The 23,755-nt window shown below is 66.0% G+C and carries 26 protein-coding genes; 10 read left to right on the top strand and 16 right to left on the bottom strand.

The window, feature by feature from the left end; all coding sequences use genetic code 11:
• Positions 1-6 precede the first annotated feature (6 nt).
• On the bottom strand, positions 7-417 hold the full coding sequence (locus tag C1737_RS01170) for a hypothetical protein (RefSeq protein WP_233214608.1): 411 nt from the start codon (positions 415-417) through the stop codon (positions 7-9).
• 295 nt (positions 418-712) lie between these two features.
• Here C1737_RS01170 and C1737_RS26530 point away from each other — a divergent pair, with 295 nt between their 5' ends.
• From C1737_RS26530 to C1737_RS01160, 3 genes are all read left to right on the top strand, one after another.
• Complete coding sequence (locus C1737_RS26530) at positions 713-1,132, top strand: hypothetical protein (protein ID WP_142393408.1); 420 nt, start codon at positions 713-715, stop codon at positions 1,130-1,132.
• A gap of 184 nt (positions 1,133-1,316) precedes the next feature.
• The gene (locus tag C1737_RS01165; protein WP_199182765.1) at positions 1,317-2,432 is read left to right on the top strand and encodes an FAD-dependent oxidoreductase; all 1,116 of its coding nucleotides are present in this window, start codon (positions 1,317-1,319) and stop codon (positions 2,430-2,432) included.
• 131 nt (positions 2,433-2,563) lie between these two features.
• A complete protein-coding gene (locus C1737_RS01160) occupies positions 2,564-3,250 on the top strand; it encodes a DUF4396 domain-containing protein (RefSeq protein WP_233214607.1) in 687 nt (228 codons plus the stop codon).
• A 79-nt stretch (positions 3,251-3,329) separates the two neighbouring features.
• On the opposite strand, the gene C1737_RS01155 is transcribed toward C1737_RS01160, so the two are convergent.
• Complete coding sequence (locus tag C1737_RS01155) at positions 3,330-4,187, bottom strand: SDR family oxidoreductase (protein ID WP_102416998.1); 858 nt, start codon at positions 4,185-4,187, stop codon at positions 3,330-3,332.
• Positions 4,188-4,259: 72 nt separating this feature from the next.
• On the opposite strand from C1737_RS01155, the gene C1737_RS01150 reads away from it, so the two are divergent.
• Both C1737_RS01150 and C1737_RS01145 read left to right on the top strand, forming a co-directional pair.
• Positions 4,260-5,291: a hotdog fold thioesterase gene (locus C1737_RS01150; protein WP_102416997.1), complete on the top strand. Its 1,032-nt coding sequence runs from the start codon at positions 4,260-4,262 to the stop codon at positions 5,289-5,291.
• Between the two features lie 73 nt (positions 5,292-5,364).
• Positions 5,365-6,570, top strand: coding sequence for an amidohydrolase family protein (locus tag C1737_RS01145; protein ID WP_067916563.1), 1,206 nt, complete (start codon positions 5,365-5,367; stop codon positions 6,568-6,570).
• A 114-nt stretch (positions 6,571-6,684) separates the two neighbouring features.
• On the opposite strand, the gene C1737_RS01140 is transcribed toward C1737_RS01145, so the two are convergent.
• From C1737_RS01140 to C1737_RS01120, 5 genes are read right to left on the bottom strand one after another with little or no spacing between them, the layout of a single operon-like run.
• Positions 6,685-7,674 carry an aromatic/alkene monooxygenase hydroxylase subunit beta gene (locus tag C1737_RS01140; protein ID WP_068097287.1) on the bottom strand — a complete coding sequence of 330 codons (990 nt, stop codon included), beginning with the start codon at positions 7,672-7,674 and terminating at the stop codon, positions 6,685-6,687.
• 3 nt (positions 7,675-7,677) lie between these two features.
• On the bottom strand, positions 7,678-7,989 hold the full coding sequence (locus C1737_RS01135; protein WP_102416996.1) for an MmoB/DmpM family protein: 312 nt from the start codon (positions 7,987-7,989) through the stop codon (positions 7,678-7,680).
• Positions 7,989-8,324, bottom strand: coding sequence for a Rieske 2Fe-2S domain-containing protein (locus C1737_RS01130; protein ID WP_068097281.1), 336 nt, complete (start codon positions 8,322-8,324; stop codon positions 7,989-7,991). The genes C1737_RS01135 and C1737_RS01130 overlap by 1 nt, the downstream gene beginning before the upstream one ends.
• Positions 8,317-8,607 (bottom strand): toluene-4-monooxygenase system B family protein, encoded by a 291-nt coding sequence (locus tag C1737_RS01125; protein ID WP_233214606.1) that lies wholly within the window; start codon positions 8,605-8,607, stop codon positions 8,317-8,319. The genes C1737_RS01130 and C1737_RS01125 overlap by 8 nt, the downstream gene beginning before the upstream one ends.
• Positions 8,568-10,076 carry an aromatic/alkene/methane monooxygenase hydroxylase/oxygenase subunit alpha gene (locus tag C1737_RS01120; RefSeq protein WP_102416995.1) on the bottom strand — a complete coding sequence of 503 codons (1,509 nt, stop codon included), beginning with the start codon at positions 10,074-10,076 and terminating at the stop codon, positions 8,568-8,570. Before C1737_RS01120 ends, C1737_RS01125 begins: the two co-directional genes overlap by 40 nt.
• A gap of 199 nt (positions 10,077-10,275) precedes the next feature.
• On the opposite strand from C1737_RS01120, the gene C1737_RS01115 reads away from it, so the two are divergent.
• The 3 genes from C1737_RS01115 to C1737_RS01105 all read left to right on the top strand — a co-directional run bounded on the left by C1737_RS01115 (position 10,276) and on the right by C1737_RS01105 (position 11,799).
• The gene (locus C1737_RS01115; RefSeq protein WP_102416994.1) at positions 10,276-10,695 is read left to right on the top strand and encodes a carbonic anhydrase; all 420 of its coding nucleotides are present in this window, start codon (positions 10,276-10,278) and stop codon (positions 10,693-10,695) included.
• A gap of 59 nt (positions 10,696-10,754) precedes the next feature.
• A complete protein-coding gene (locus C1737_RS01110) occupies positions 10,755-11,291 on the top strand; it encodes a MarR family winged helix-turn-helix transcriptional regulator (protein WP_231980468.1) in 537 nt (178 codons plus the stop codon).
• Positions 11,292-11,415: 124 nt separating this feature from the next.
• On the top strand, positions 11,416-11,799 hold the full coding sequence (locus C1737_RS01105) for a hypothetical protein (RefSeq protein ID WP_082974713.1): 384 nt from the start codon (positions 11,416-11,418) through the stop codon (positions 11,797-11,799).
• Here C1737_RS01105 and C1737_RS01100 read toward each other — a convergent pair.
• The 3 genes from C1737_RS01100 to C1737_RS01090 are packed head-to-tail and all read right to left on the bottom strand — an operon-like array spanning position 11,756 to position 14,063.
• Positions 11,756-12,055 (bottom strand): hypothetical protein, encoded by a 300-nt coding sequence (locus C1737_RS01100; RefSeq protein WP_067916562.1) that lies wholly within the window; start codon positions 12,053-12,055, stop codon positions 11,756-11,758. The genes C1737_RS01105 and C1737_RS01100 overlap by 44 nt on opposite strands.
• Before the next feature lies 1 nt (position 12,056).
• Positions 12,057-13,550 (bottom strand): molybdopterin-dependent oxidoreductase, encoded by a 1,494-nt coding sequence (locus tag C1737_RS01095; RefSeq protein WP_102416993.1) that lies wholly within the window; start codon positions 13,548-13,550, stop codon positions 12,057-12,059.
• Between the two features lie 12 nt (positions 13,551-13,562).
• Positions 13,563-14,063, bottom strand: coding sequence for an oxidoreductase (locus C1737_RS01090; protein WP_102416992.1), 501 nt, complete (start codon positions 14,061-14,063; stop codon positions 13,563-13,565).
• Positions 14,064-14,282: 219 nt separating this feature from the next.
• Here C1737_RS01090 and C1737_RS01085 point away from each other — a divergent pair, with 219 nt between their 5' ends.
• Entirely contained in the window at positions 14,283-16,250 is a 1,968-nt protein-coding gene (locus C1737_RS01085) for a SpoIIE family protein phosphatase (protein WP_067916556.1), read from the top strand.
• On the opposite strand, the gene C1737_RS01080 is transcribed toward C1737_RS01085, so the two are convergent.
• The 6 genes from C1737_RS01080 to C1737_RS01055 all read right to left on the bottom strand — a co-directional run bounded on the left by C1737_RS01080 (position 16,247) and on the right by C1737_RS01055 (position 22,370).
• Positions 16,247-17,491 carry an acyl-CoA dehydrogenase family protein gene (locus C1737_RS01080; protein WP_102416991.1) on the bottom strand — a complete coding sequence of 415 codons (1,245 nt, stop codon included), beginning with the start codon at positions 17,489-17,491 and terminating at the stop codon, positions 16,247-16,249. The two genes, C1737_RS01085 and C1737_RS01080, sit on opposite strands and share 4 nt — an antisense overlap.
• The gene (locus tag C1737_RS01075; protein WP_068097255.1) at positions 17,488-18,630 is read right to left on the bottom strand and encodes an acyl-CoA dehydrogenase family protein; all 1,143 of its coding nucleotides are present in this window, start codon (positions 18,628-18,630) and stop codon (positions 17,488-17,490) included. The genes C1737_RS01080 and C1737_RS01075 overlap by 4 nt, the downstream gene beginning before the upstream one ends.
• A gap of 95 nt (positions 18,631-18,725) precedes the next feature.
• Positions 18,726-19,697: an alpha/beta hydrolase gene (locus tag C1737_RS01070; RefSeq protein WP_102416990.1), complete on the bottom strand. Its 972-nt coding sequence runs from the start codon at positions 19,695-19,697 to the stop codon at positions 18,726-18,728.
• 134 nt (positions 19,698-19,831) lie between these two features.
• Positions 19,832-20,980 (bottom strand): amidohydrolase family protein, encoded by a 1,149-nt coding sequence (locus C1737_RS01065; RefSeq protein WP_102416989.1) that lies wholly within the window; start codon positions 20,978-20,980, stop codon positions 19,832-19,834.
• The gene (locus C1737_RS01060; protein ID WP_102416988.1) at positions 20,980-22,014 is read right to left on the bottom strand and encodes an amidohydrolase family protein; all 1,035 of its coding nucleotides are present in this window, start codon (positions 22,012-22,014) and stop codon (positions 20,980-20,982) included. Before C1737_RS01060 ends, C1737_RS01065 begins: the two co-directional genes overlap by 1 nt.
• Positions 22,011-22,370: a Rieske (2Fe-2S) protein gene (locus C1737_RS01055; RefSeq protein WP_067925387.1), complete on the bottom strand. Its 360-nt coding sequence runs from the start codon at positions 22,368-22,370 to the stop codon at positions 22,011-22,013. Before C1737_RS01055 ends, C1737_RS01060 begins: the two co-directional genes overlap by 4 nt.
• 150 nt (positions 22,371-22,520) lie before the next feature.
• Between C1737_RS01055 and C1737_RS01050 the strand changes: the two genes are divergently transcribed.
• Positions 22,521-23,747, top strand: coding sequence for a cytochrome P450 (locus C1737_RS01050; RefSeq protein WP_068097243.1), 1,227 nt, complete (start codon positions 22,521-22,523; stop codon positions 23,745-23,747).
• Positions 23,748-23,755: the final 8 nt, after the last annotated feature.

Raw genomic sequence — 23,755 nt, 5'->3', positions numbered from 1 at the left:
AAACCGTCAACCGATGGCGGCGATTCCGGAACTCGAGATGATGAAACCGCGACCCGACGTGACCGTGCACGTCACCCCGTCGGTCTCCGAACGGCACATGAACGGGCCGGTTCCCTTCGCCTGCCCATAGCCGAGGGTCGGCGTGCCCTCCGGCGGGTTGGCCAGACAGCTTTCGCCGGTGCAGCGCGAGAGTGCCCCCGTGGGATCCATCGTCACCGACTGCGGCGGGGAGATGCTGAAGCAGAACGCCGAGTCGGGGATTCCCCGGCGCTGATAGTCGATCTCGCAGCTGATGTTGCGTGACGGGGACAGGAAGGCCACGTAGTTGTCCTGATCCGCGGCGGCCCGCGGGACGAACAGAATGGCGGCGGCGCCGCCCAGGACGGTTGCCGCGACGGTCAGCGCGTATCTCAACACCCGCCAACCGTGCCATAGCGGGGGCACGCGACGCACCGATTCGGTGCATCTCGTTACCGACGTTCGCGTTCGACAGCGAAAGTGTTCGCGGCCATCGTCAGCACAGCGCGTCCCGCGTCCTCATCATCAAATACCCCGTATGGGTATATATATCAGGCCGGTGTATCACCGCCGTTGCAGAATGCACTTGAACATCGGTTTTGGACAGCATGATTCGTTAATCGTCAACTCGTCGTCAAGGGTCCGTCGGGCTACCTGACATATACCCCCGGGGGGTGATAGCATTTCCACTGCCATGCACCTGCAGATCACCCACACCAACCAGTGGCTGCGCTACACCACCGCAGTCCTGGCCCTTTTCTGGGCAGTGGGCGTCGCCGCGGGGTGCCATCTGCCGCACGTGCCCACAGCGATTCCGGGGACGTCATCCCATGCGGCGACTGCGGGCGGCCCCGAAGTCGCTACGCCGGCCCACCTTGCACCAGCCGGCGGCGATTCGTGCTCGCCGCTGGACCAGGCCTGCAAGCATGTGGCGCAGGCATGCTCCACAAGCGATCTGGTGGCGCTTGACGTCGTCATCGCAGCGATCGCGTTGGCCGGTTCACTGGCCGGCCCGGTGGTGTGGGCGCGGCGAGGCCCACCGCGAACCGCTCGATTCGTCTTTCATTGTTCGGGTCGAAATCTCTTGACCCGCTTCTGTATCGCTCGTATCTGATTGGTCAGCGTCAGGCCGCCGTGGGTTCGCCCGTCGGCCGGCCGCCGCTGTCCATGTTCATCGCCGCAGGCGAATCGCCAACGGCATTCATTGTGAGAAACGAGAGATAGATGAGTCTTGCCCTGTCTGCATGTCGAAATCATTCCGGCAGTCCCACTTTGGAGATCCGACGGGAGGCGCGGTCATGACGGCGCGCCCGGACCGGCCAGGCGCGCTGGTGATCGGGGCCGGGGTGAGCGGGTGGACCACCGCGCTGGTGCTGGCCCGCCGCGGCTGGCGCGTCGTCGTAGCCGCGGACCGGTTCGGCGTCGACACGGTGTCGACGGTGGCCGGCGCCCTGTGGGAATGGCCACCGTCGGTGTGCGGCCGCCACCACGACCAATCCGTATTGGGCCGTTCCGCGGAGTGGGCGCGCTACTCCTACATTCGCTTCGCGCGGCTCGCCGCCGATCCGCGAACCGGGGTCAGCCTGCGTCCGGCGGTGTTCTATTTCTCCCGGCCGGTCGATGAGGATCCGGCTGAGCTGACCAAGATGATTGAGGTCGAACGGTTCGTGCCCGGGTTCGTGCGCGATCCCGACCTGATCGCCGCCCACGGTGTCAGCCCCGACGCCGGGGTGGTGGACGCCTATTCCTACCTGGCACCCACCATCGACACAGCCTGGTACCTGGCGTGGCTGGGCCGCCAGTCAGAGGCCGCTGGAGTCACCGTCAGCCGGCACAGCGTCCGCGGCCCGCTCGCGGACCAGGAGGACGAGCTGCTGGCCGAGTACGGGGTCGAGCTGATCATCAACTGCTCGGGGCTGGGGGCGCGCGAGCTGGCCGGTGACCCGACCGTGGTGCCGCACCGAGGCGCGCTCCTGCGGGTGGTCAACGACGGCAACTACATGCCGCGTGTGACCGCGGCCCACGCGGTGGCCAACGACACGAGCACCGACAACCAGGACATGGTCTTCATCGTGCCCCGTGGCGCCAACCGGCTATTGCTGGGCGGCCTGGTCGAGACCGGTGAGTACAGCACCGACCTCGCCTTGGACAGTTATGCGCCCCTGCGGGAGATGCTCGACCGCTGCACAAGGTTCCTGCCGATTCTGCGGGACGCCCGACTGGACCCTGTCGACCCTGTCCGGGTCGGGCTGCGGCCGTTCCGCGAAGGCGGCGTGCGGCTGCAACACGAACCCGGCACCCGCGTCGTGCACAACTACGGGCACGGCGGTGCGGGCGTGACCCTGTCGTGGGGCTGCGCTGACGAGGCTGCCCAACTGGCCGACGCCGTGCTCGCCCAGCAGGGTGTCGCATGAACCGCTGCTGCGAGCGACCAAGGGCGAATTAGTCAGCACTTCAAGGGGCTTCAGCTCCTCTGGACATAGAAAGGATCAAATTCATGATGTCCATGCCTGCACCCGAGTGGGTGACGCTCTCAGCCTGGATTGTGACCGGCCTCGGCGCGCTCCTTGCCGCAGCCATCCTCGCGGATATCTACGTGGGTGGTCATCGGCAGCCACTACGCGCGATGGAGCTAGTCTGGCCGATCACCGCGATCTATGCCGGTCCGCTGGTGTGGTGGGCCTACTATCGCTGGGGCCGGCCGGCGACTCCACGCTGGCAGCGCCAACACGGGCGCGCGCCCAGGCCGGGACTGGCCGCGACGGCGGCGGTGCAGACGATTCCCGGCGGCGCCGTCTCGTTCGTCGGCCACATGATCGCCATGCCGTTGGTGATGTTGACCGGGGTGACCATTGCCGGTCAGGGCGTGTGGCCGATGATGTTGCTGATTGCGGCTTTTGCGCTTCCGTTGCTGATCGCCTTCGAGTATCACTCGCTAGCCCTGACCGGCCGGAACCAGTCCGTGGGCCAGCGACTGTGGGCGGCGTCGCGAATCTCGGTTCTCGCGATCGTCGCGTTCGACGTGGGCATGGGAGCCTCCATGCTGCTCGTCGCGTTCGTCTTCGCTTACTCCCCGGCCTCCATGGCGTTCTGGCTCGTCATGTGGGGCGGCATGTGGCTCGGGTTCGCCACCGCCTATCCGATGGTGTGGTGGCTGCTTTCCAAGGAGGCGACCGAAGCGGAGGGCACGTCCGCGGTCACCCGCACCTCGCGGGTAGAGACGGCACACTAACTACCCGCAACCTCGAAAGACGTTGTCGCCGTCGTCATTTACACAATCCGAGAACAGGCACCGGCGCCCCGGCCGATCGTCAACCCGCCGGCGGCGCCGAGGCCTGCTCCATTCGCCGAGCGCTCCTGAGCACTCCTTTGGCCGCTCGCATCGACAGCGCCGGCGAGAGCCGCTCGAGGTACCAAAATGCCTTCCACCACGCAGGCACCACGATGATCGCGTCCCCACGCAACACGGCATGTAGCGCGCGCTCGGCAAATTTGTCGGGCGCCATCGGGTGCAGCCGCTCCCACATCTTGAGGATCTGCTCGTCGCTGATGCCTGCCAGGCCGGTCCGTCCGTACTTGCCGCCGGTGAGAATCGGAGTCCGGATCACGCCGGGGCAGAGCACCGAGACCTGCACCCCGTGGCGCTCTCCCTCCAGACGCAACGTCTTCGAGAGCGCGACGACGGCGTGTTTGGCGGCGGTATAGCTGGCCTGGCCGGCGGTCGTCATCAGGCCGGCCATGGAGGCGGTGTTCACGATATGCCCGGAGTGCTGCCTGATCATGATCGGATACACCGTTTGGATACCGTGCACGACACCGCGCAGGTTCACATCGAACACGTCGTTCCAGTCGTCGAGCGTGTATTTGTCGACCTCACCGGCAACTCCGATGCCCGCATTGTTGAACAGGTAGTCGATCCGCCCGGAGTGCTGCACCGCCTCGGCGACGGCGCGCTCAAACGCCGGATAGTCGCGCACGTCCAGCTCGATCGCGTGCGCCTTGCCGCCGCGGCTGTTGAGGCGTTGTGCGAACTCCTGCGCGGGGCCGACCTGCCGATCGGCGATCCATACCTCGGCGCCCCCGTCGACCAGCGCGGCGGCCAACGCCGCGCCGATGCCGGACGCGCCGCCGGTGACAAATGCGACTTTCCCGGACACGCTCGCCGCCATTGCAGCAGCCTAAGCGCGGTAACCTCATTCTCATAGCGCGCGCCGCGCGCCGAGGAAGGGGACCACGCGCTCATGACCGACCTGGGCGACGACGTCGAAGTGACGCGCGGCGACCGCTTCATCAAGACGGCCGTCGCGATCCTGGGCGAAACCGGGCGCACCGACTTCACCGTGCAGGAGGTCGTCGCCCGCTCCAAGACGTCGCTGCGCGCCTTTTACCAGCACTTCAACAGCAAGGACGAACTGCTGCTGGCGCTGTTCGACCGGACCATCGCCCAGTCGGTGAAGACCTGGCGCGCCGAAACCCAGGGGCTGGACAGCACCGCCGCGCTGAAACTCGTCATCGACCGCATCAGCCAGCAACCGGAATCGAGCACCCAGGACAGCCTCAATCGCGCATTGACCCTCTACAACCAGCACCTGGCCGAGACCCGCCCCCGCGACTACGCGCGCGTGCTCTCCCCCTTGCATCAGCTCCTGCGCGACATCGTCGGGCAGGGCATCACCGAGGGGGTCTTCAACCCGGGACTCGACGTCGGCGCGGCGGCCGCCATCGTCATGCAGACGGTGATGGGCGCGCAGCGATTGCATTGGCTGGGAACGGAATTGAACGGAGCACCCGTTGACGCGGGCCAATTGTACGACTTCTGCAGCCGCGCCCTCGGCATCCGCGAGAGCGACGAGGAAGCGCCCACGCCGTCGCTGACCGAGCTGTTCGCCCAGATCGGCATGCGGCCGGGCACCCGCGCCGGCGAGTTCGCGATGACGATGCCCGTCAGCCCGGCCGTCGTCAACACGTCCGGCGCGCTGCAGGGCGGCCTGATCGCGACCCTTGTCGACGTGGCGGGCGGACAGTTCGGGCTCGAACATCTCCGGCCGGGCACCACGATGACGACCGCCGACCTGTTCATCCGTTACCTGCGCCCCATCCGGCAGGGTTCCGCGTATGCGGTGCCCCGGATGCTGCGGTCCGGGCGGCGGGCGATGGTGATGCAGGTCGACATCTACGGCGACGGCGACGACGAACTGCTTGCCACGGCGACCGTCAACTTCGCGATCATCAGCGGGCCGACGCCGACGTCCGGCCTGAGCGCGGACGGCTAACACCCTCTTGCGCACAAGTGGTAACGTCATTACCACCTACAGAGAATTCAAGACTTCTCCCGAGGAGATCGCCATGCCGTCTCGCGAACTTTCCTTCCCCGTGTTCGACGCGGACAACCACATGTACGAGCCGCAGGAGGCGCTGACCAAGTTCCTGCCGGAGAACCGCAAGCGCGTCATCGACTACGTGCAGGTTCGCGGTCGCACCAAGATCGTCGTGCGGGGCCACATCAGCGAGTACATCCCCAACCCGACGTTCGAGGTGGTGGCACGCCCGGGCGCTCAGGAGGAGTACTTCCGGCACGGTGCGCAGGGCAAGTCCTACCGCGAGATCCTGGGCGAGCCGATGAAGGCCATCCCCGCCTTCCGCGAACCGGGTGCCCGGCTGGAGGTGATGGACGAGCTCGGCATCGACTATGCCCTGATGTTCCCGACCCTGGCGAGCCTGGTCGAGGAGCGCATGAAGGACGACCCGGAGATGACCCACGACGTCATCCACGCGCTCAACCAATGGATGCACGAGCAGTGGTCGTTCAACTACAAGGACCGCATCTTCGCCACCCCGGTCATCACCCTTCCCATCGTCGAGCGCGCGCTCGAGGAACTCGAATGGTGCCTGGAGCGCGGTGCCCGCACGGTGCTGGTCCGCCCGGCGCCGGTGCCTGGCTACAAGGGCAGCCGGTCGTTCGGACTCGAGGAGTTCGACCCGTTCTGGCAGGCCTGCATCAAGGCCGAGATCCCGGTCTCGATGCACGCCTCCGACAGCGGCTACTCCGAATTCGCGAACGTGTGGGAACCCGGTGACGAGTTCCTGCCGTTCAAACCGACCGCCTTCCGCAGCTTCGCGATGGGCCACCGGCCGATCCTGGACGCAATGGGTGCGCTGGTCTGCCATGGTGCGTTGTCCCGCAACCCTGAGTTGCGGATCCTGTCGATCGAAAACGGCGCCGACTGGGTGCCGGACCTGTTCAAGGGCCTCAAGGGCGTCTACAAGAAAATGCCGCAGTCGTTCAGCGAGGACCCGATCGAGGCGTTCAAGCGCTGCGTCTACATCACCCCGTTCTGGGAGGACAGGTTCACCGAGATCGTCAAGATGGTCGGCACCGACCGGGTGCTCTTCGGCTCCGACTGGCCGCACCCCGAAGGCCTCAAGGACCCCATCTCGTTCGTGGACGAGCTCACCGACTTCGACGAGGCCGACATCGCAAAGATCATGGGCGGCAACCTGATGAAGCTGATGAAGGTTTCCGCGCCGGCCAAGAAGCCCGTCTCAGCCTGACTGTCATCGAGGCCTCAAGTTAACTTGCAGCGCTTCACGTTTGCTTTGCCGACTCCGCCATCGATAAACCGTGGCGCGGGTGCGGCTCCGTCGTGCGGGGCCAGCTGGTAGCCCCTAATCCGCCCATTGCGCGGTGAACGCCGCAACCGAGTCGGCGACGCGCTGACGAGCCGCTGCGGGGACGGCGAAGGCCTCGGTCAGGCCGTCGACAGCGCGGTCCACCAGTGGCCGCCATTTTGCCGCCCAGCCGTTGATGATTGCGCGGTTGCCGGGATTGGCGGCGATCGCGTAGCGGGCCAGGGCCGCGCTCCAGGCTCGGCTGCGCGTGGTATCGACGCGGGAGTCCTGCAGCAGGGCGGCGGTAAGGCCGTCGCCCTGGTCGTTGGCCAGATCGACGAACGCTTCCTTGAACAGCGCGTCGAGTGCGGGCTTGACCACGAGGTTGAGTGCGGTGAACGCCTCACCCCAGTCATAGGCCAGCAGGAGGCGTTCGAGGTTTTCGCGGGCGGGCTGCCATGCCGAGTCGGTTTCCCAGATCCGCCGTGTCGCTTCAGTGTTGGCCAGCTGCGTGCCGTGCGCGAGTGACAACGACTTAGCCCGGTACGCGGTCCATTGCAGGGCCCGCAATTCGTCGGCGGCCTGGAAGAATGCCGCGTTCGTGATGTAGGCACTGGGCGCCAATTGGCCGACGTAGAGGCTGGTGATCTGCAGAACGTGAAACAGGTAGCGGGCGGGCACGTAGATGCGGTTGAGCGTCTCGACCCATTCGGTGCCAAGCTTGGCGTCGTGGTCGACTGCCTCGTACTGGTCGACGACGCCTTCGGCATAGATCTCGCGGTCGTGTTGCAGCGCGATGTAGCGGCGGTAGTTCAGTGCGGCGGGATCGCGGAAGCCTTCCCAGTCTTTGGCTTGCAGGGGTGAGCCTTCGCGATGTTTGAGGTACCAGCGGTTGATTGCGCTGTCGGGGTCGAGGTCGAAAGGGGCAGGCTTGCGGTTGAAGTGGTAGTGAAACTGGCCGGTGACGGCTTCGTACTCGGTCGGCTTGCGCCGGGTGTCGCCGGCGATGCTCCACGTCTTGAGCCGCCGGGGCTCCGCGGTGGTCATGCGTTAGTCCTCTCGGTCCAGGTACCAGTGCAGTTCGTCGTCGCCGACGTAGCGGATCCGGCCGGCGAAACCCGCGAGTGCCGGCTCGAGCGTAGCGAGCGGGAAGGGTTGTCCTGCAGCGTATTCCAGGCTGACTCGAGTGACGCGCAAGAAACGCGGCGCGTGAATGCGCACATAGCCGGCGTGGTCTTCGATGGTGATGGCGGCGCCGGGATTGTCGGTGTAGATGGCCTCGGTGAGCGCGGAGACGATCTCGGGATCGAAGCCCCGCACGACGGGACCGACCAGCTTGGCCTGTTCGGCGGCTGCGGTCATCAATGGCTCCATTCTTCGTTGAGCGATACCACGATTTGGTCGCCCTCACGGCGCACCTCGTGGCTGCGCAGGCGGCAGGTGGCGGGATTGATCCCGGCGCCGGTCGACAGGTCGAATTCCCAGTTGTGCGCCGAACACGTCAGGAAGTCGCCATCGACGTCCCCGTCGGCCAGCGGGAAGCCCGCATGCGGGCACAACCCGTCGTAGGCGCGGATCTGTCCGGTGCGTAGGTGCGCGAGCAGGATGGGCCGGTCGCCGACGAAAAACTCTGCGACCTCACCTTCCCACAGGTCGTCGATGGTGGCGACGGGGATCCAGGTTTGGGCGCTAGTCATAGAAGGCCTCGACATGGTCGAGTGGGCCGACGCCAGACGCGCCAATACCGGCCCGCGGGTCCAGGACTATCCCGTTGTGGCGCAATCGGATCGGCGCGTCACGACGGGCCACCCGGTGTCCGACGACATGATGGGCGATCGCCGCACCGACGGCTTCGACCGTATCGGTATCGTCGACGGGGATCAACAGTTCGAGCACGTCGCCCTCAAACAAGGCGGTCAGCGGGAGCAGTGCCATGGCATTCAGCCCTTCGATCCGTTGGTTGATCCATTCAGCGCCCACGCGTATCCGTCGGCGTCTTGACCCTGCTCCTCGAGTGACAGCCCGAAATACTTCAGCACTGTTCCGAGTTCGGGTGGGCTGATCTCCCCAGAGAGCACACGGTCGATCAGCGACTGGTGGCCGGCGAAACGGTCGGGTCGCTGGGCGAAGATCCACCGGCATGGCTCCGAGCAGAACAGGTATTTGCGGCTGTTGTGTACATGCGTGAGCGGCGCGGGGTCGGTGTGAGCTCCGACAACGACCCCCGCGGCGCGAACGATCGGCAGCTGGCACAGATTGCAGGTGATCGGCAGCGTCTCGGGCAGGGTGGCCGCGATATCGCCGTTGCGGATGTTGTCGGTGATGACGTCCCAGTGCCTGCCGAAGTCACGGTTCCAACCAGGGTACTTCTCCTCGAGCCACAGCCGCTCGGCCTCAGATACCCCGGCATCCGGATTCCACCACACCGTCGGCCGGTAATACCACACGCCGAGGTGGATGGCGTGGTGATACCACGTCAACTCGTTGATGAATTCATCCCAATACCAAGGGAATTCGAGTCCGTAGTCGCGGAATTGGTCGGCGAACTGTTTGACCACCCAGTCCTCGATGAACTCCTTGAAGCTCATCCGCCGGCTTTCCAGCGGGGTGTAGTAATCCATCGACAGACCGGTCAGCAGCGCAAAGATGCGCCACGAACGCCAGAACATGTGGTCGATGAGGAACTGACCCCACTCGGCCTCGCCGTTGTCGATGAGCACCTTGATCGTGGGCTCGCCTTGTTGGGCATGGCGCGCCTCATCGGTTTGGATCGAGCTGATCAGCGCGCCGAACTCCAAATCACCCACATCGATGGCGTCAGCGGCCATGCCAAGGAACTGCAGGTTGGTGAAACCGGTCTCCAGCGTGAAGGTCAGCTGCAACGCGATCGACAAGGCATCGTTGGCGACGAACATGTCGTCGAACAGGTAACGCACCGCAAGGACGATCCAGTCATTGGTATGGAATGCCTTGAGCGCCCAGTCCCCTCGCGGCTCCTTTTCGAGCAGGCCGTAGGGAAAGAACGCCTGGATTTGACCGTGGCGAACCTCGTCGAGGGTGCCGAACGTCGCGGTGTTACGCCACGCGGCGGAGCGGCCGAAGCGCCCCATCCTGGCCTCGCCGATCGACGCCAAGTATTCGGGCATCGTGATCGCGCCGTAATGCGCGACGATCACCGATTTCCAGCCCGGGTCGAGTTGCTCGAAGAGCTTCGAGCGCCCGATCGCGTTCTTCAGCGAATAGGTGGTGGTGTCCTTGGTGACCTGGTTATGGACGTACTCGCGGTAGCCGATCTTGTACGGCTCGTCCCACTTGAGCCAGCCCTCGGAGGAGACGCGGTGTGTCCCGGAAAGCTCTTCGGGAAAAACCTCGTCCTCCGTGACGTAGCGGAACGTCCAGTTGGTGTCGCGGGCGAGGTCATACCAGTCGCTGCGGGAGAGTTTGGGCATATGTCGTCCTCGGTGTGGGCTGCGATCTGTGCCGCGTTGACTGCGTTGATGACGCGAACGCAACCTATGATTCCTCATGTGTTGAGGAGTCCTAAGGATTACGATCAGCCTGATTCACACCCCTCATCCGACCCGTCCGCCGGGCATACGCTCCGGTGCGAACAACCAGCCGACAGCAACCGAACAGGAGAACGTCCGCGTGAGCGTCACCGACGAACACCTCGCCAACAACCTCGCCTACGCGCGCGGTTTCACCGGACCACTGCCGCTGCCGCCAAGCAAGCACGTCGCGGTGGTCGCGTGCATGGACGCCCGGTTGGACGTCTACCGCATGCTCGGCGTGAAAGAGGGCGAGGCCCACGTCATTCGCGACGCCGGCGGCGTCATCATCGACGATGAGATCCGTTCCCTGGCCATCAGCCAACGACTGCTGGGGACCACTGAAATCATCCTGATCCACCACACCGACTGCGGCATGCTGACATTCACCGACGTCGAGGAGGACGTTCGCCAGTCGCTGCGCCGGATCGAGCGGAGCCCCTTCGTGACCAAGCATGAATCGTTGCGTGGCTTGGTGTTCGACGTGGCCACCGGCAAGCTGAACGAGGTCACGCTCTGAAGCCCGGGGAAGCACGCCACCGCAGTCTCGACTCGAAGATCGTCGCGGCGCTCGACCGCGTGGGCGATGCTCTGCACGTGCTGGCCAGGAGAGCAGCGGAAGCACACGATCTGTCGAGCACCCAGATGCGGGTATTGATTTGGCTTTTCGTCGGGCCGCCTCCCGCCGCGCGTAGCACCGCCCTGGCACGAGAACTCAACGTCGCCGACCCCACCGTCAGTGATGCCGTCGCCGCGCTCGTCCGCAAAGACCTGGTCGTGCGCAGCCCCGATCCAGACGACAGACGAAGGCACCACCTGGTGCTCACCCAAGTCGGCCGCAGGGCCGCGGCTGAACTATCCCGCTGGACCGCACCCGCTGAGATCGCTACATCCAAGCTGGACCGTGTCGAGGCCGAACAGCTGCTGGACAACCTGCTGCTCGTCATCGCGAAACTGCACGGGGCGCAACTCCTTCCGGTCGTCCGCGCGTGCAGCACCTGCGCGCAATTAGAGATCACATCGGTGGAGTCGCGAAGCTATCGCTGCAAGTTCTACGACACGCCGATGCACATCGACGACCTCCGTGTCGACTGCGCCGAACACGTCACCATCTAGCCGCGCGATCACCCGAGGATCGGGAGGCCACTGGGTGCGCAAGCACCCCTCGCGGGTGGCATGTAACCCCACTTCGGGGGGTATACGGCACAGTGGGGTCGCGGCCAGAACGACGGGAGGACACATGAGCGTGGCATCGGACGGGCGGGTGCCGGTCGCGATCGACGCCGACGTCGAGATGTTGACCCGGCAAGTCGAGGCCCTTCAAGCCTTGGGGCGCAAGGGGTCGGTCGAGGACGGCGAGGTATACGACGTCAGCGTTCGTTGGGGCGCGGCACTGGCCGGACGACTGCCGAGGTTGGTGCACTACAGTTCGCTCGGTCTGCTCGATGAAGCGGACCGGCGGCGCTTCGAGTCCTTGTGCGAGCAACTCCGCGAAGTTTCCGGTCTCGCCGAGAAGTTGGGCTTGCCGCGCCCGGTGCTACCCGGCGAGGCGACCGCGGCGGCGAAAAGACGTCACCGCCTCAGGATGCGGTCGCGTTCTGCGGAGCGGACGTCCCCAGGCTGAGAAAGTCCCTCTCCGGCAACACGATCCCGGTGCGCGGCTTCGGACATTCCGGATTGCGACACGTCAGCGCCACCATGTAGGCGTCCTCCTCCTCGTTGAGGAAGAGGAATCCCAAGTACAAGGCGTGTCCCACCTCGAAGTCGGTTCCGCCACACGCCTCGCAGTGGCCACCCTTGGCGGAGACGTTCTCCATAACACGGTGCCGCGCAGCGGAATTCAGGTCGATGAGCTCGGGCCGCACCATCGGTTCGGTCATGTCAAATCTCCACGTCTTTGTCGTAGTGCACATGGTCCTCACGCCAGCCGCCCAACCCTTTACCGATGCGGGAGTAGTCGTCGACGAACTCGATTCCGTTGATCCACTTGACCATCTTGAAGCCAACCTGCGTCTCCACCCGCAGCCGCAGCGGGGCGCCATGCTTGATGGGCAACGGGCGGCCGTTCATCTCATACGCCAGCAACGTCTGCGGTTTGTAGGCCAGTTCGAGGTCCATCACCTCGTAGAACTGGCCCCCTGGAGTCTCCGCCGCGGGTTCGTCGCGCCCGGTGTCCTGCATGCTCAGGAAGCAGATGTACTTGGCTTGCGGCAAAGGCCGCACCACATCCGCCAGCTGGGCCAGCGGAATGCCGCTCCACTCACCGATGCTGGTCCAGCCCTGCACGCAGTTGTGCAGCGTCCGCTGCGTCTGCCGCTCGGCGAGTGCCCGAAGCGCGGCCAGATCCAACGTCACCGGGTTTTCGACGAGGCCGCCGACCGGCAGCCGCCAGTCGACGAAGTTGTGGACCGCCATGACCTTGTATTCGGTGCTGGCGGGCGGCTTTCCGTTCACCCGGTGATCTTTGGTCACCTTGCGGACGGGGTAGTCCTGCCGCGAGTTCAGCGGGCGCAACAGGAGCAGCCGGGCGCCGGTGACCACGGCGCCAAGGATGCGGTGCACCTGGACGGGATGGCGCAGGCTCCATTTGGTGGCCGCGACGTGGACGGCGATGATCGCCCCGATGATGATCAGCGACAGTGCCGTCGCCCAATTGATGTTCCGGACGGAGCCGAAGATCATCGACGCCGTCAGCTGGCCCCAGCCCCAGAAGAAGATCATCGACAGGTGAACCAGGATGAAGACGACGAAGGCCAGCAGCCCCAGGAAATGCAGGCTCCGCGCCCATTGCCGGCCACCCCACATCCGCACGTACCACGGGAACCGGGCTTCGATCGCCGGGGACTGCGCGGCTCCCGTCAGGATCTGGAATGGCGCGAGGATGAAAACGACGCCGGCATAGGTCAGCTTCTGGATTGCGTCCATGGGCTCACCGGGCAGCAGCGGCGGCAGGTTGAACGACATGTAGGTGACGATGTCATTGGCGGCCTCGGGAAAGATCGACCACGAATAGGGCCAATAGCGGTGCCATTGACCGGTCGCGAAAAGCAGGACGTAGTAGGACAGGCCGAGCAGAATCCAGCAGATCACCGAGAAGAAGTGCCAATGGCGCCCCATGCCCAATTTCTTGTGACCGGGCAGCGCCACCAACGAGCTGTAGGACTCTTCTTCGTCGAGCGTGTCGTAGAGGCGATGGCGCGGCATGACCTTGCGGGTGAAGCGCGCCCATTCGCTGCCGGGTTTGCTGTCGTCGTGCCAGTACAACTTGGGGTGGGTGCCCAGGACCTCGATGCCGCTCCGGATGATCAGGGTTACGAAGAGGACGTTGAGCCAGTGGTCCACTCGTAGCCACACCGGGTAGTCAAGCGTCGTCATGCAGGGCTCCAGTCAGTCGTACCACTGCTGCCGTTGCGGGTAGGCCACGTTGACGCCGGACAGCACGGTCGCGTGCACCGCGATGAACCCCGCGGCGAACGCGAAAGCGAAGGTGCCCGGCGCCACGTCCCAACGGCCGGTCAGCGCTTCCAGCCCAGGCAGGGTGCCCCACCGGCTGGCCAGGTAAACCGCGAGGAAGGCCAGGCAGACCACGCTGCCGAAGTACCAGCCCGCCTCGGGGACGCGCGGTTTGAGGGCGAACGTCATCGCCGCCCCGGCCGCCAGGCAACAGATCGCCAGCACAGCTGCGTAGACCACGAAGTACCCGGGCACCGCCGGTTCGGTCATGACGACATAAGCGTGGACGGCCACCAGGCCGGCCAGCAGCGATACGCCCAATGCGGTCACCGTTCGCGGCAGGTTGAAGGCGACCCAGCCGTTCAGGGTGAAGACCGGTGCAGACATGACGCTTCGCCACGTCAAGATCAACCGCCGCGGCACGACATCGACCATGAGCGCGTGATACCCGCGCCGAGTAATCACAAACCGTACTGATTTAATTGCCGGACGGAATCCGGGCCGCGGCGCCGCCGCGCGCCACGCGCGAAACTGCTGCATCGAGCATCCGGACGCCATTGATACTCTTAATGCCTGCGCCTGGCGCGTGCACAGCGCTTTATGACCAGCTTGCGGAACTCGGTCCGAGAAAGGGTCCGTAGGAGGGACAGCCAAATGGCGGTCGAAAGGAACTGGAATGCGACCGTCGGTGCGGCCGACGACGTCCGCCGCGTTTTCGATCACGTTCCCGCCCTGTTGGTTGGCCTCGAAGGCCCCGACCACCGCTTCATCGCCGTCAACGCCGCCTACCGCGCCCTCAGTCCGCCGATCGACACCATCGGCCTGCTCGTGCGCGAGGTGTATCCCGAGCTGGAGAGCCAGCAGATCCTGCCGATGTTCGATCGGGTGTACGAGACGGGCGAGCCACAGTCGGGGACCGAGTGGCGGGTGCAGGCCGACTTCGAGGGCTCGGGGACGGCGCAGGAACACTTCTTCGATTTCATCGTCACGGCGCGACGCGGCGACGACGGCACGATCGAGGGTGTGCAGCTCGCCTTCATCGATGTGACCGACCGGGTGCGGGCCCGGCTGGCCGCTGAGTCGCGGATGCAGGAGTTGTCCGAGCGGTATCGCAACGTCCGCGACTCGGCCATCGTCATGCAGCAGGCATTGCTGGCACCCTCGGTACCCGTGGTTCCCGGCGCCGATGTCGCGGCCGAGTACCTCGTCGCCGCGGAGGACACGGCCGCCGGTGGCGACTGGTTCGATGCGATCCCTCTCGGGGACCGACTGGTTCTCGTCGTCGGCGACGTCGTGGGCCATGGCGTCGAGGCGGCCGCGGTGATGTCGCAACTGCGCACCGCGCTGCGGATGCAGATTTTGGCGGGTTACCCGGTCGCCGAGGCGCTCGCGGCGGTCGACCGCTTCCACGAACATGTGCCGGGGTCGAGATCGGCCACCGTGTGCGTGGGCTCGCTCGACTTCGTCACGGGCGAATTCCAGTACTGCACCGCCGGTCACCCACCGCCACTGCTGGTCGGGGCGGACGCCGACACGCGCTACCTCGTGCCGTCCGGAGCCGGCCCGTTGGGGAGCGGCACGGGTTTTCCGGTGCGCACCGAATTCCTCGACGTGGGCGACGCGGTCATGCTGTACACCGACGGCCTGATCGAGCGCCCCGGCCGGCCGCCGGCGGCCAGCACCGCCGAATTCGCCGACTTGGCCGCGACCATCGCCGGCGGTCAGGGCGGGTTCGTCATCGAGTCCTCGGCGCGTCCCATCGACCGTATCTGCTCGGAGACATTGGAATTGCTGCTGCGGCCGACCGGTTACAACGACGACATCACGCTGCTGGCAGCGCAGCGGCGCACGCCTCCACCACCGCTTCACATGACGGTGGATGCAACCATTCAGGCCGCGCGCGCGGTGCGCGGCCGCCTGCGTCAATGGCTCTCCGACGTCGGCGCCGCCTCCGACGACATTTCCGACATCGTGCACGCGATCTCGGAATTCGTCGAGAACGCGGTCGAACACGGTTACGCCACAGAGGTTTCCGACGGCATCGTCGTCGAGGCGTCGCTGGCCGGTGACGGCAATCTGTACGCATCGGTCGTCGACCATGGGCAGTGGAAGGATCACCGCGAAGGCGAGCAGGGTCGCGGCCGCGGCCTTGCCATGGCTGAGGCCCTGGTGTCCAGCGCACACGTCGCCCATGGGCCCGATGGGACAACCGCCAGGTTGACGCACTGCCTGTCGCGGCCGGCCAATTTCGTCACCGACACGCTCCTCAACCGGGTGGATCAGCACCGCTCGATCAACTCCGAATTCGAGTCGGTGGTCGCCGAACCCGGCCGCATCGTCGTCAGCGGCGACGTCGACTCCTCCAGCGCGTCCACGCTGGACCGTCAGATCGCCGTCGAAAGCCGTTCCGGTGTCGCGCCGCTGACGATCGACCTCAGCAACGTCACCCAGCTCGGCTCGGCGGGCGTGAGCGCGCTGGCCGCCGGCCGCGAACGAGCACAACGACACGGCAGTGAGTACGCGCTGATCGCCCCGCCCGGAAGTCCGGCGCACCATGTTCTGTCGCTGGTACAACTCCCGGTCGTCGGGGGTCTCACCGAGAATCTGGTCGCGGAAGGCTAGGGGCGGTCAGACCGCTGGCCGTGCCGCACCTGCTTGAACGGCACCCCCCGGTCGGCCGCGTATTCCCTCGGGAAGCCCAGCACCCGCTCACCGATGACGTTGCGCGCCATCTCCGTTGTGCCGCCGCCCATCGCGACAGTCTGGCGGGACAGGTAGCGCAGCCCGGTTTCCAGGCCGTCACCGGGTTCCCCGACCACGCCGGCACTTCCCGCGATCGCCATCGAGGTGTCGACATCCACGAACACGGTCTCGGCGTGGAACAACCGGATCAGCGTCCCGGCGGCCGGCGGCAGCGTGCCGTCTCGGACGCTGCGGTACACGTGACCGATCAGCTGCTCGGCCACCGCGCGCTGAACCAGTGCGCGGCCGGCCAGCTGCTGCACGCGTTCGTTACCGGCCTGTCCGGTCTTCTCGATAAGGCTCACATAGTCAACGGGATTCGCGTTGCCGCCCTCGCTGCCGCTACCACTGGCGAACTCGGACCCCTGCCCCACCGCCCGCCGCTCGTGGTATAGCTGCCGCGACGCGACCGCCCAGCCGTCGTTCACCTCACCCACGACGGCGTCATCGCCGACGTCCACCCCGTCCAGAAACTCCTCGCAGAACTCGGTGGAACCGCTCAGCATGGTGATGCGCCGCAAGGTGATTCCCGGATGAGCGATGGGCACCAGGAACATGGTCAGGCCCTCGTGCTTGGGCACATCCCAGTCAGTCCGCGCCAGACACAATCCGTAGTCGGCGGCGAACGCGCTGGTGCTCCACGTCTTGGCCCCGTTGAGCACCCAGCGATCGCCACGCCGCTCGGCACGGGTGATGACACCGGCCAGGTCGGATCCGCCGCTCGGCTCGGAGAGCAACTGCACCAGCACCTCGTCGCCGCGCAGGGCCGCACCGATGTGCTGCCTTTTCTGCTCCTCGCTACCGGTATCGAGCAGGGTGGCGCAGCAGATGGTGAAGGTCGGGGTGTTGAGGATCAGCGGCATTTCGTAAGCCAGGGACTCGGCGTCGAAAGCCTTCTGGTACTCGTAGTCCAGGCCGAGGCCACCGTACTCGCGCGGGAAACAGATCCCGGCGAATCCGCCTTCGTAGAGCCGCTTTTGCAGTTCTCGGGCCCTCCGCCAGGATCGTTCGTCGTCGCGCGGGGCGGGCGGCGGCGACTCCGGGTCGATGGAGGGCATGTTGTCCGCGAGCCATGCCCTGGCCCGGGCCGCGAACTCGGCGACGGATTCGGTCGGCGTCATCTGTTCGAACGTCCGGCCTTCTCGTATTCGTAGACGCGCAGATTGTGTTCCTCGGGCGTCCCGAACATCGAGCGGTACAACGTGATTCGGCGCAGGTACAGGTGCAGGTCGTGCTCCCAGGTGACGCCGATGCCCCCGTGCATCTGCACGCAGTCCTGCACGATCCGGCCGGCCATCTCACCCACGTAGGACTTGGCGACACTCGCGGCCAGGCCCGCCCCCGGCGAGTTCGCGGCAACGTCGGCGATCGCGGCGGCCGTGGTCGCGCGGCAGGCTTCCAGCCACAGCTTCATGTCGGCGAACCTGTGCTTGAGGGCCTGGTAGGAGGCGAGCGGCCGCCCGAAGGTGTGGCGGTCCAGGGCCCACCGGACGGTCAGGTCGAACACCGTCTGCAGGATGCCGACCACCTCTGCGCACTGCAGGATCTGGGCGATGTGGCCCAGACGGTCGATCAGCGCGGAGGTGTCGGCGGGCGCGCCGACGGCCGCCGACGACTCCACCACGACACCGTCGAAACGCACCCGGGCGTAGTGCTTGACCAGGTCGACCGACTGCTGGGGTTCGATGGTGACTCCCGGCGCATCCGTGGGGACCAGGAACTGGCAGATCTCGTCCTCGCAGCGTGCCACCACCAGCAGCACCGCGCTCTGCGCGCCGGCCTCGACCCGGTCCTTGGTGCCGTCGATGCGGAAGCCCGATTCGGTCGGAGTTGCCGTGGCCGTCGGGCTCAGCGGTGCCCAGCCCCGGCCCGGTTCCGAAACCGCCCACGACGCCACCGTTTCACCGGACATCAGCGCCTCGATGGTGCCGGTGTGCGGTTGCCAGTCCCCGCACTCGACGAGTGCGGCCAGCACGACGCTGACCGGATACAAGGGCCCGGGCGCCACCGTCTTTCCCAGTTGTTCGGCGACCATGGCCAGGTCCGCCAGGCCGCTGTCCGAGACACTGCCGCCGCCCAGTTCCTCCGGCACCAACAGCGCGGTCCAGCCGAGCTCCGCGGCGCGCCGCCACCAAGCCGGATCGAACGACACTCCCGCGGCGTGCAACTCCCGCACGCGGCGCAGCGGCGCTTCCTTTTCCAGGAACGCTTGGGTCGTCGAGGCGAACAGCGTCTTCTCGGGAGACTCGAGTGTCGTCATGCTGCCTCTCGTGGAGAATTCGCCGGCGTTTCCGATCGTAGCAACGAGCGCTACGGTAAGAGATACCGGAGTTCCCTCGATAGCGCTGTTCGTCGCTACATGGCGAACACGCGGCGCAGCGAACGCGCGTGTAGGGCCCGGTTCTCCTGAGAAACAACCCAATCGGGAACGAGCGAGTCGAATCCGTTGAATGCGGCTGCGATCACGTGCAATTCGGTGTGCACGTAGGCGTGCAACAGCCGGTTCGCGTAGTCGATGGCTTCGTCGCGGCACGGATCGATCTCCGCGCAGCTGACGAACGTGGGCGGCAGGCCCTCGAGGTTCGCCCGGTGCGCGGGGACGTGTTGACCGCTGGCGCTCGCGTGCCCGAGGTAATGGCCCCACGCCCGGCTCACGGCCGGCCCGTTGAGGCCCGGCGTGCGCTGGAATTCGCGCCGTGACTGGGTGGCGTCGGAGTCGAGCATCGGCTGGTGCAGGATCTGCATCAGGATCTGTGGGCCCTCGTCGTCGAACATGCGCTGACTGAGGCCCGCGACCAGCGCCGCACCGGCGTCCCGGCCCATCACCGCGATGCGGTTGACGTCGACGTTCAGCTCGGCGCAGTTGCGGATGGCGTAGTAGAAACCGGCCTCGACGTCGTCCAACGCCGCCGGGCAGGGATGTTCGGGCGCGAGCCGGTAGTCGACCGATACCAGCAGGCAGCCGGCCTCCCTGGCGAGCTCTGCGCATTGCGCGTGGTCGGTGTCCAGGTTGCCGGTGACGAAGCCACCGCCGTGGGCGTACAGGACAAGGGGGGAACCCAATCCCGCGCGATCGAGATCGGGACCGCGGTAGATGCGGAGGTTCAGCTGATGCCCGCCGGGCCCGGCGATGGTGCGCGTGTCGATGGCCACGCCGTCGGTGTTGGCCGCCGCGGCGCGTTCGGCGGCGAGCCGGTTGGCGTGTTCACGTTCGGCGGGCAGGGTTTCGGCGCGGAATTCGACGACGCCGAGCGCGGTGGCAGCCTCCCGGAGCACGGGGTCGATGCGAGTAAGGCCCTGCGGCCGCGTCAGATTCGTCTGTGTCATACCTTCTGGTCTTCCGGGCGCGTGATTGGGGGTTCGCCGGCCCCGGCGCGGGCGGCGCCGGAACCCCCTTCAAGGTAGACCCGCGATTCCGTGTGGTGAAGGACGAGATGCTTGCGCACGAGCGCGGGCCGAATTCACCGTTCCCCGGGGAGCGCCTTGACCGTCGCCGGCAGGCCATAGAGCGCGGTCGCGTTGCCGCGCATGATCCGCTCCCGTTGGTCGGCCGGGAATCGGTTGATCGCATAGGTGGGCGAGTCGTAGCTCCAGTGCGGGTAGTCCGTCGAGAACATCAGGTTGTCGCCCAGGTCCATCATCTCCAGGTACTCGCGGAAGTGCACGGTGTCGGCGTCTTCCAGCGGCTGGGTGGTGAATCGAACGTGTTCGCGCACATACTCCGAGGGGCGGCGCCGCACGTGGGGCAGGTCGCCGCGGCGAGCCTCCCAGATGCGGTCCATCCGCGACATCACAGGCATCGCCCACGTGAAGCCACCTTCGACGAACACCACCCGCAGCTCGGGGTGGCGGTCGAAAGCGCCGTCGAACACCAGGCTCATCAGATGCGAGACGTACAGCAGTGGCCAGGACGCGAAGAAGTCGTGCCAGTGTGCGGGGTTGCCAACGGGATACAGCGGGATCAGCTCGAACGGCGTCTGACCCATCAGGTGGGTGGCCACCGGGAAGCCGTTGCGCGCCGCGGCTTGGTAGAGCGGGTCGAAATGGGGGTTCCCGAAGGGGATCCCACGGGTCTGCGGTGTCATCAGCACCTGGGCCATGTAGGGGTGGCCCGCCCACCGTTCGACCTCGCGCGCCGCCTGCTCGGGGGTCTGCGCGCTGACGCTGATCGATCCGCGCCAGCGGCCGTGCCCATTGTTCTTGTCGAGCCAGACGTCGGCGAGCCAGTCGTTGTAGGTCGCCTTGAGCACATGCTCGGCCTGGGGCAGCTGCGCATCGCACATCGGCTCCAGCGTCGCGATGCTGACGCCGGCGTCGAGCAGCAACTGCTTGGCGGCGAACTCGGGGTCGCTGCCGGCGACCCCGCCACCCGGCGGGGCGGCGTCCATCCGCAGCGACATGGTCTTGTACGAGTCGGGCGTGTCGTAGAAATGCCGCACCGGGCTGACCGCGTTGCCCGTCGGCCAGATCTTGTCCACCCATTCGGCCGGCGCGTAGGACTTGAGCACGTCGGCCGACACCGGCAACGGGTGTACGTCGGTGTCGACGATGGTGACCGCTATCTCGTCCTCTTGACCGGTCGGTGAATCGACCCGTTCGATCGTCGTCATCACACACGCTCCTTGAGCCCGTAGAGTTCACTGGCGTTGCGCCACAACATCTTTTCGCGCTGGGCGCCATCCATCCCGTCGGCGATCGCCTCCGGCGCCGAAGTCGACCAATGCGGATACGCCGAGCCGTACATCAGCAGGTCGGACTTGCCACTGAACTCCATCCAGCGCTGCATGTCGCCGGTGTCGGTCGGTCCGTCGAACGCCGACGAGCAGAACCGGACGTGGCCAGGCAGGTATTCGCTCGGGTAACGGTCGACCCACGGCGTCTGATCGCGCATCGACACCCAGAAGGTGTCCAGCCGCCAGATCAACGGGGTGAGGATGTCGTAGCCGCCGTCGGCGAAGACGAACTTCAGGCCGGGGTGCCTGCCGAACACGCCCTCGACGATGAGGGTGGCCAAATGCACGAAGTAGTTCAGCGGCATGAACGCCGCGTAGCCGGGATAGGTGTGGGCGTGCCCGGCGAACGTGGGCGGGTAGTCGACGCCGTTGCCGCCGTTGATGCGTACCGCCACCGGCAGTCCGTGGGCGGCGGCGGCCTCCCAAATCGGCTCGAACATCGGCTTGCCGTAGGGCTCGCGGGACTGCATCGGAACGCCCACCTGTACCAGCTTCGGGTGACCGGCCAGGCGCTCGATCTCCGCGACGGCTGCCTTGGGGTCTTCCGGGTTGACGCGGATGGTGCCCCGGAACCGGTCGGCGGAGTCGGGTTCGAGCCAACGGTCGAGCAACCAGTCGTTGATCGCCGCGCAGATGCGGCTGTTGAGCAGGTAGTCGGCGATGTTGCCGCGGGTCAGCGGGTTGAGGATGGCGTAGTCGACACCGTGTGCCAACAGGTGGCGACGGACGGTGTCGGGGTCCGACCCCGGGTAGTGCTCCCCGTAGAGGTCTTGCCGGTAGTCGCCGCCGGGCGCTTGGTACCACTGCTGTTCGACGTCGGGAATCGACCGCAACTGGTGCGCGGCCGGGAGATAGCGCCGGATCTCGGCGTTGTAGCGGAAGTGCGGTTGCACGTTGGCATCGATGATCATGCGGTCAGGTACACCTCCCCGTCGGTGACGTCGACCGGGTAGGTGCGGACGCGACGCGTGGGGTCGGCGAGGTTTTGCCCGGTGGTGATGTCGAATTCCCAGTTGTGCCAGGGGCATCGGACGATCTGGCCGTCGCGTACCCTGCGCAGCCCGCCGGGTTCGTCGGGGGCGAACTCGTTGGTGCCACCGAGCAGACCGAGACACAGCGGGGCGCCCTCGTGCGAGCAGTAATTCACGATCGCATACAACTCGCCGCGCACGTTGTACACGCCGACGCCGAACTTCCCGACGTCGACCAGCTTCATCCCGCCGGGCGGCAGATCGTCCAGCGAACACACAAATCGCCGCTCGGGCATTCACCTCACCGCCTCAGGACGCCACCAGCATCAATACTGTGCCCGTTACGGTAACCTCGACAAGCCGTTGGGCTTAGTTGCTATTTATACTATGATAGCGATATTCCCGGCGTATCCAATCCGCTTACCGGCTGCTCAGGAGGAGCGCTGATGACGCTCAGCACCGACCCCGCCAACCAGCCCGCCACGCTCGACCTCACCGGCGAGACCAGCCCCTATCCGTTCTTCGAATACATGAGGCGCACGGACCCGGTTTGGCACGGCGCGCTGGCGGACCACTCGCAGATGCCGGAAGAGCTGCGGCCGGACGACGAGTGGGTGCTGTTCGGCTACGACCCGGTGTTCCAGGCGTTCCGTGACGACCGCATCTTCAGCTCCCACAAGTACGACGAGACCATCGGTTTGGTGATGGGACACACCATCCTGGCGATGGGCGGCAAGGAACACCACGACCACCGCAACCTGGTGGCCAAGGCCTTCCGCGCCACCGCGCTGGAACGCTGGGAGCCGTCGGTCATCGGACCGGTGTGCGATCGATTGGTCGACGAGATCAAGAACGACGGCCACGCCGACCTGGTCAAGGCGGTGACGTTCGAATTCCCCACCCGGATCATCTCCACCCTGCTCGGGCTGCCCCCCGAAGATCTCGACTTCTTCCGACGGCTGTCCCTCGATCTCATCTCCATCCCGACCGACATCGTCGCCGGGCTCAACGCGGCGGCGGAGTTACACGGCTACTTCCTCGAACAGGTCGAACAGCGGCGTCGCAAACCCACGAACGACATCATCGGCGACCTGGTCACCGCCGAGATCGACGGCGAAAAACTCAGCGACGAGGCGATCATCGCGTTCCTGCGGCTACTGCTGCCGGCCGGACTGGAGACCACCTACCGCTCGTCGGGCAACCTGCTGTACCTGTTGCTGACCCACCCCGAGCAACTGGCCCTCGTCTACCACGACCGGTCGCTGATTCCGATGGCGATCGAAGAGGGCCTGCGCTTCGAAACCCCTCTGACGATGGTCATGCGGACGACGACCGAAGAAGTCGAAATCGGCGGCAAGACAATCCCATCGAACGCTCAGATCGATATGTGCATGGGATCGGCCAACCGAGACGAGACCCGCTGGACCGACCCCAACACCTTCGACATCCGCCGGCCGCGCCAAGCACACATCGCCTTCGCCGGCGGCATCCACATGTGTCTCGGCATGCACTTGGCCCGGCTCGAGACGCGCGTCATGTTGAACAGCCTGTTCGACCGCGTCAAGGACCTGGCCTTGGTGGCCGACGACGGAACCGGCCAGGAGTCCAAGATCGTCGGGCTGACCTTCCGCTCCCCCAACAAGCTTCCGGTCACCTTCTCCCCGGCCGCATAGGAAGCCGC

Source organism: Mycobacterium sp. 4858 (assembly GCF_900240975.1).
GTDB lineage: Bacteria > Actinomycetota > Actinomycetes > Mycobacteriales > Mycobacteriaceae > Mycobacterium.
Note: the sequence above shows the minus strand (reverse complement) of the source record. Positions and strands in the feature narration are given on the sequence as shown.